The following is a 7,524-nucleotide window of genomic DNA, read 5'->3' on the forward strand; positions in this document are numbered from 1 at the left end:
ATAATGCTAAACTATAAGAACAGAAAGTTTTATAAGACAATTTTATTATAAATAATATTTACGGGCGAATGTATTTGTGTTGGCCTTTCTGTATAGATTAATTTATTAATCATACTTATTATGCAATAATACTGCTTGGCATTATTATCGTTATGGATATGTTATTTGGATGAGATGTCTTGTCGTTGTAATGTATCGATTTATAGGTGGTTATGATTAATTCGTAAAGTGAATATTTATGATGATGGCCAATTATGGTAAGGATATCTTTATATATTATTTAAATGCTATGATAAAATGATTCTTGTTGTTAATGTGTTTGTATTCAATTTTCCAGTTGTGAAATTTGCATATCGCTTTTACGATGGATAACCCAAGACCGCTGCCCTTATTATCGCGTATCGGTCTATAAAAGCGGTTAAACAATAAGTTCTCATCAAGTGCCATTCCATTTGATGTATTTGAGATAATCATTCTGTCTTGCTCAACTGTTATTATTATTTCACCATTAATTTGGTTGTGTCTTAAAGCATTTACAATTAAATTGTTGATCATGCTTTCTAAAAGAGTGCTATTACATTTAATTATCATAGACGGAAGTTTAAAATCTCTTATAATAGTTATCCCATCAGATATAGAATGTAACAAGGGCAACATACGATTTAAGATATTTATTATATCAACTTCAGACATTTCACTATATTGATTGTTATCTATTCTTGCAAGCAATAATAGATTCTTGTTGAGGCGTGTCAGGCGTACTGTAAGATTGTAAAGGTCTTGTATAGTATCTGCTTGCTTTTTAGTGAGATGCTCGTCTTGTAACAAATTATCGAGTTTGCTTTGGAATATAGCTAAAGGTGTTTGCATCTCATGTGATGCATTTTCTGTAAATTCTTTTTGTATATTATAACTTATCAGGCTGTTTCTCATAAGGATTGTTACAGCCTCATTTAATTTAGTAAATTCATTTACCTTGTTTTCCGGAAACTGTGGCACCTTTTTGTCCTCAAGTTTAAATCTGCTTATTTGGCTTAGTGTATAATAAAAAGGTGTCCAAAGCTTTACAGAAATATTTTTCATTATTAATATTACAGATATTCCGATGATGCATATTATCAGTCCGAATTGTATCATGATTCCATGCATGATGTCTCGTTCAACATCGAGTGGGGGAATGTCTTTTCCGTGTTTTATTGTATCAATAACCAGTATGAGGTCTTCTGCATAATAGTGTTTTGTGAGCCAATAAAATAATGGCGTTGCCAATAGCATGAGAATAGTTACGCAAATGGTGAACTGTAGCATGGCTTTGTCTATAAGATTACTTCTTCTCATTCTTCTATCCATTTGTATCCTGTACCGTAAATATTTTTAATACACTCTGAACATCCTTGTCTTGTAAGTTTTGCCTTCAGATTTTTGATATGCGTATATACAAAATTATGATTGTCTAGCATGTCGGCCATTTCTCCTGTTAAATGTTCTGCCATAGAAAGTTTTGATATAACCTTATTCTTATTGCTTATTAAAAATAACAGCAGTTCGTATTCAGCTCTTGTGAGGGTTATTGTTTCAGAGTTTATTGTTACGGTCTTTTTTAGCAGATCAATTTTTATGCCGTTGCTGCACAGAATGTTGCTGGTATAAAATTTTTTTCGTCTGATGATCGCGTATATTCGCATTTTAAGTTCCGGCAGACTAAACGGTTTTGCCAGATAGTCATCAGCACCTACTTCCAGGCCTGTTATTTTATCCTTAATAGAGTCTTTTGCTGACACAATGATTACTCCTACTTGGCTATGTCTGTCTCTGATTTCTTTTAATAGTTCAAGGCCGTTTCCATCTGGCAGCATTATGTCAAGAACAATGCATTCATATTCATATAAATGCACTTTCATTCTTGCATCTGCAAAGGTGAATGCCTGTTCACACAAATAATTTTCAGAACTTAAGAATGTAACAATGTTGTCTGAAAGTTCTCTTTCGTCTTCAATTATAAGTATCTTCATTTTAACAATAAGAGTATGCTTCCGCCTGTGATTAATATTCCGCCTGCAATGGTTCTAAAGCTGATAGGTTCTTTTAATATTATAAATGACATAAATATAGTTAGTGGAACACTAAGTTTGTCTATTGGGGCAACGCGTGAAACATCACCATTTTGTAAAGCTTTAAAATAAAACAACCAAGAACATCCTGTGGCTATACTTGATAGAATAAGAAATAGCCATGAGTGTAAACTTATATCCTTAATCTTATCTTCAACTCCACAAAATAGAACAATGCCCCATGTCAATAATACTATTATTGATGTTCTTATGGCTGTAGCTAAGTCTGAATTTACATCTTTAATGCCTATTTTGGCAAATATAGCTGTTAATGAGGCAAATAGAGCGGACAATAATGCGTAATATTTCCACATAATACATTATATTCATATTGTGACGTAAAAATACATCATTTATATGTTAAAAACAAATATAATGAAATTTTTTATAGAAAAATAATATCTTTCTTCTTTTAGAGCATTTTTCATTGTCGCAGATTAAATTATTCAACTTAAATTTTATGTTTGCATTTGTTTCAATGAGATAATCCTATGGTTTATGCATGAAAACTCAGCCACTTTTTGTTCAAAAGTTACTGAGTTCTTATACGTAAATAATAGGTTTTCAATTTGAAACTATTTTGTGCTTTCTTCTATTGATGATTCGTTCTTTGTGGCGAATTCGTACTAAAGTATAATGAGAATGATGCTAAATGTTTCAATTTTTATAAGGAAAATTAATTCGTCTTTTATGTTTCGCAATTTATATGTTTATGCTTTGATGTCAAGTCAAGGAAAACGCCTCTGTCTGCTTCATGATAAATGAGGTTATTATCCTTCTTTGTTTAATTAATATGAAAATATAAAGATGAAATTTGATTAAATATAGAAATTTTAGCAGGATACTTTTCTCCCTAGTCTTCAGATAATTAGTATTTAATAAATCTTTAGTTGATGCAGCATTATCATGATTTACCAAGTTTGTTGAGCATATATTGGTAATAATAATTTGTTTCCATATCTTCTGGAAATAATTTTCCTAATACAATTTTACTTTCTTCAGGTGAAAATATTACAGCCTTTTTAAGATTTTTCAGAAATTCGTCTTCTTTATTTAGAGAGTAACAAATGGCTGCATAATATGCGTATCCCTTTGTCCAATTAGGATATTTCTTGTATAACATTTGAAACATCTTGTATGCTACGTTAATATTTCCGCTTTCGTAAATAACGATTGCGGTCTTCATTACAATATTTGGAGAGTAGTCAGAGTCTTTGATTGCTTTAAGAAAATATTTTTTAGACTCATAAAAACGTCCGCTCCCGATAAGCAGGCTACCTCTGTAAACCAACAATTCATTTTGGTCGCATCCTATATTTTGCGCTTTGTCAAGGACTGTCATACTTTCGTCAATTCTTCCAAGACGGCATAATGCAAATGCCCAGTCTTTATAAATGTCTGTTAGCATTGGAGAATTCTGTGCAGATAATCTTTCTGCAATTTGAAAATGTTTAATGGCATTAAGATAATCCTCAAGCAACATATTGCAGAATCCTATCAGAGTCTCGCCATTTTCGTCATTAGGGCATTGTTCGCAATATCTTGTATAATATTTCAAGGCTTCTTTATAATTCCCGAGATTATACAGACCGTTTGCTTTGTTTAGGAGCGCCGTTGCATTTTCAGGGTTAATTGCAAGGGCAAATTCACAACTTTGTATGGCTTCCTCAATATTATTGCATAAAAATTGTGAAGATGCAAGAGAATTCCAATATTGAGTGGAGTAGGGATTATTGTCTATTAATTCATTAAATAGCTCTTGGCTTTTCTTATAATCGCCATTTTCCATCATAATCCTTGCATATTGCTCTTTATATTCGACTGTATCAACTGCTTCTGATTTCTTTATCCACTTATTAGCTTTTCCTATAATGTTATAGTCTATGTATAAAGCTGTTGTGTCAATGGCAAAATAGTCTTTTTCGTCGTCATCAATTTCTTCGTATTTATTTTCAAGGTAGTTGTCGGCTTCTTCTATTTTACCCTCATTAATCATTATTTCTGCCTTGAGGTAGAAATATTCTAAATCATTCTTGTCGTTAATTAAGTCTGCGTATAAATTGGCTTTATTAATGTCATTGTAATCCAGAAGTGCCATTCTCGCTTTAAATAAAAGCGGAGCGGCAGCTCCTGGATATAGGTCTATAGCTCTGTTGATTATCTCTATTGCAGCATTAACTTTGCCATGATTATAGTAATATTCAGCAATATCAACAAATTCTTCGGAATCTAATATTATTTCCTGTCCACTCCTTTCAGCTTCTTCAAATTTTTTCAGAGCGGCTTTGAATTCGTTTGACTCAAAATAATCTTCAGAGTTATTATATGACATCTATTCAATTTTTATTAATTTTAGACCATGTGTCCTTTAGGCCGACTGTTTTGTTGAAAACAAGATGGTCGGGGGTAGAACTTAAATCGGCCATGAAGTATCCAATGCGTTGGAACTGCAGATATTCTCCCGGCTTCTTTTCTGCTGCGAATTTTTCAACATAACACTCAGGGATAATTGTGAGTGAGTCTGGATTAAGAAGCTCTCTGAAATCCCTTTCGTCAGCAGAAGGATTCTCCACGTTAAACAGACGGTCGTATATTCTTACTTCTGCTTTTTGGCAATAGTCTGCACTTACCCAATGTAGCGTTCCTTTTACTTTGCGGTTTGCTCCTTCCATGCCGCTTTTGCTGATAGGGTCATATTCGGCTTGTATCTCTGTAATGTTACCGTTCTCGTCTTTTGTACATCCTGTACATTTAACTATATATGCATTTTTAAGGCGTACCTCTTTTCCTGGAGTCATTCTGAAGAACTTTTTAGGAGCATCTTCCATAAAGTCTTCACGTTCAATCCATAGATTCCTGCTGAAAGTAATCATGTGGCTTCCATCAGCTTCGTTTTCAGGATTGTTGATTGCCTCCATTTCTTCGGTTTGACCCTCCGGATAGTTTGTGATAACAAGTTTCACGGGATTGACAACAGCCGAAACCCTTATAGCTCTTTTGTTAAGGTCGTCACGGACAGCAGCTTCGAGAAGTGCCATATCATTAAGAGCATCAAACTTTGTATATCCGATACTCTTTATGAAGTTTCTAATGCTTTCTGGTGAATACCCTCTTCTGCGCATACCGCAAATAGTCGGCATACGAGGATCGTCCCATCCGTTTACTTTATGCTCATCAACAAGCGCATGTAATTTACGTTTGCTCATTACAGTATATGTAAGATTTAGACGATTGAATTCAATCTGTCTGGGACGATTGTCATTGATGTTTTCTGTTTCACCTTTATATGCTTTCAGTTCGTCAATGAACTTATCATAGAGTGGACGGTGGGGGACAAATTCGAGTGTGCATATTGAATGGGTTACTCCTTCGAAGAAATCACTTTGTCCATGTGCAAAGTCATACATCGGGTATGCATGCCATTTTGTCCCTGTACGATGATGTGGTGTATGTATTATACGATACATAATAGGGTCACGGAAATGCATATTCGGATTTGCCATATCAAGTTTAGCTCGTAGAACCATAGAGCCTTCTTCCACGTCAGGAGTGTTCATCTTATTGAAGAGCTTAAGGTTTTCTTCAATAGGTCTGTCTCTATAGGGCGATGGCGTGCCGGGCTGTGTTGGTGTCCCTTTCTGCTCGGCAATCATTTCACTTGACTGTTCGTCTATATATGCTTTTCCTTCTTTGATCATCCATACGGCAAAATCCCAAAGCTGTTGGAAGTAGTCAGAAGCATAATAAACGTTTTCCCAATGAAATCCCAGCCACTTTATATCATTAAGAATAGAATCAACATACTCGGTATCTTCTTTGCTTGGGTTTGTGTCATCGAAGCGTAGATTGCAGATGCCGTTGTATTTCTCAGCGACACCGAAATCCATGCAAATAGCCTTAGCGTGTCCTATGTGTAAGTATCCGTTTGGTTCAGGCGGAAAACGTGTTTGTATTCTTCCTCCGTTTTTACCTTCTGCCAAGTCGCTTTCTACTAGTTGTTCAACAAAGCTAAGACTTTTCTTCTCTTCATTCTTAATCTCTTCGTTCATTACCATAATAATCTGAATTATTGTGCAAAGATAATGTAAACCTAAGACAAAACAAAACAAATTGTAGTCGTTTTTATCGTTTTGTGTGGCTTATGTTATTAGTAATCAAAGACAAACTAAGAAATTGCAACTAATATTTACTAGGTTTACCGTTTAATTTAATCTTTGTCTTAATTTATATGCATTAAACAATGCAGGACTATGATTTAGTGATCTTATTATTATTAGATCCTCTAAAATCATAGTCCTGCACTTGACATATATTGTGATTATTGAATTCCTCTTTTATTTAATGCTTCAGAGTATTTTGCTGCATTCTTTAAATGTTCGTCATATGTTTCAGCAAAGTTGTGTGTACCGCTAAAATCTTCTTTTGCACACATATATAAATAATTGTGATGAACGTGATTTAACACTGCATCGATGCCCGCAACAGTTGGAATCCTTATTGGGCCGGGAGGCAGGCCTATATTTTTATATGTGTTATATGGGCTTTTAACGGTCAACATGTTATTGTAAATGCGCCTTATGTTGAAGTCCTGCAATGCAAATTTTATAGTCGGGTCTGCTTGTAATGGCATTCCGGCTTTTAATCTATTGTAATACATTCCTGCAATCATAGGCTTTTCTTGGTCGTTTGCAGTTTCTTCGTCAACAATACTTGCCATTGTTATTACCTCTTCTTTTGTCAAGTTCATGGCTTTAGCCTTTTGAGTCCGCTCAAAATTCCAGAACTTTTTGTTTCTTTATTCATTTTTTCTAGAAATTTGTCTACGGAAATGTTCCAATATAATTCATATGTATTGGGGATAAACATGCACAATATTGTTTGTGTTGTATATCCGTATTTTGCACATGTTGCAGAATCTGTCAGTGCTTTATGTATTGACAAACTATCCATCATCATTTTCTTTGAGATGATTTCTGCAAGCTTATCAACAGTTCTTACACTTGGTATTGTAAGGTTTACTGATGATTGAAGGCCATTTTTTAGTTTTCTGAACACTGTAAATGCGCCATTCCCTTTTTCAATCTCATATCGTCCGGTTCTGATATTTTCTGTATATGAACTGTATTTTACCAATATTTTGAAGCCTGACATAGAGTTGCTTGTTGCTATAGGCTCAAGTTTTGCATATACAGAGTCAATATTATCGTCATCATCTATATATACATATGTGTTGTTTTCTTTTGTAGACATTGAAGAAAATAAATAATAATAGCAAAGAAGACATGCTATTACAGCGCAAATAGCTGTTACAATTAGAATTTTTTTTGATGTTGCCTTTTTCATTTCTGTGGTTTTTTATTCGGGCGCAAAATTACATTTTATTTTTGAATTAGAATAGAATATAATTATATTT

At 33.9% G+C, this 7,524-nt stretch carries 5 protein-coding genes and 1 pseudogene; all 6 read right to left on the reverse strand.

All coding sequences use genetic code 11. The annotated features are described in order from the left end of the window. Positions 1-276 precede the first annotated feature (276 nt). Positions 277-1,338, reverse strand: a complete 1,062-nt coding sequence (locus tag ACU52_RS13220) for a sensor histidine kinase (RefSeq protein ID WP_053399131.1) — start codon at positions 1,336-1,338, stop codon at positions 277-279. Continuing rightward, positions 1,335-2,012, reverse strand: coding sequence for a response regulator transcription factor (locus tag ACU52_RS13225; RefSeq protein WP_053399132.1), 678 nt, complete (start codon positions 2,010-2,012; stop codon positions 1,335-1,337). Before ACU52_RS13225 ends, ACU52_RS13220 begins: the two co-directional genes overlap by 4 nt. Then, positions 2,009-2,425 carry an EamA family transporter gene (locus ACU52_RS13230; RefSeq protein ID WP_053399133.1) on the reverse strand — a complete coding sequence of 139 codons (417 nt, stop codon included), beginning with the start codon at positions 2,423-2,425 and terminating at the stop codon, positions 2,009-2,011. The genes ACU52_RS13225 and ACU52_RS13230 overlap by 4 nt, the downstream gene beginning before the upstream one ends. 590 nt (positions 2,426-3,015) lie before the next feature. Further along, the gene (locus tag ACU52_RS13235) at positions 3,016-4,443 is read right to left on the reverse strand and encodes a tetratricopeptide repeat protein (protein WP_053399134.1); all 1,428 of its coding nucleotides are present in this window, start codon (positions 4,441-4,443) and stop codon (positions 3,016-3,018) included. Between the two features lie 4 nt (positions 4,444-4,447). Further along, positions 4,448-6,166, reverse strand: coding sequence for a glutamine--tRNA ligase/YqeY domain fusion protein (locus ACU52_RS13240; protein WP_053399135.1), 1,719 nt, complete (start codon positions 6,164-6,166; stop codon positions 4,448-4,450). Positions 6,167-6,429: 263 nt separating this feature from the next. After that, a pseudogene (gene mltG, locus ACU52_RS13245) lies at positions 6,430-7,454 on the reverse strand (endolytic transglycosylase MltG). Positions 7,455-7,524: the final 70 nt, after the last annotated feature.

The organism is Xylanibacter rarus, from assembly GCF_001275135.1.
Taxonomy (GTDB): Bacteria; Bacteroidota; Bacteroidia; order Bacteroidales; family Bacteroidaceae; genus Prevotella; species Prevotella rara.

Excerpts from the sequence above, each read along its gene's own strand:
- ACU52_RS13220 (WP_053399131.1), bottom strand. The coding sequence starts at position 1,338 with ATGAGAAGAAGTAATCTTATAGACAAAGCCATGCTACAGTTCACCATT.
- ACU52_RS13235 (WP_053399134.1), bottom strand. The coding sequence starts at position 4,443 with ATGTCATATAATAACTCTGAAGATTATTTTGAGTCAAACGAATTCAAA.
- ACU52_RS13230 (WP_053399133.1), bottom strand. The coding sequence starts at position 2,425 with ATGTGGAAATATTACGCATTATTGTCCGCTCTATTTGCCTCATTAACA.
- ACU52_RS13240 (WP_053399135.1), bottom strand. The coding sequence starts at position 6,166 with ATGGTAATGAACGAAGAGATTAAGAATGAAGAGAAGAAAAGTCTTAGC.
- ACU52_RS13225 (WP_053399132.1), bottom strand. The coding sequence starts at position 2,012 with ATGAAGATACTTATAATTGAAGACGAAAGAGAACTTTCAGACAACATT.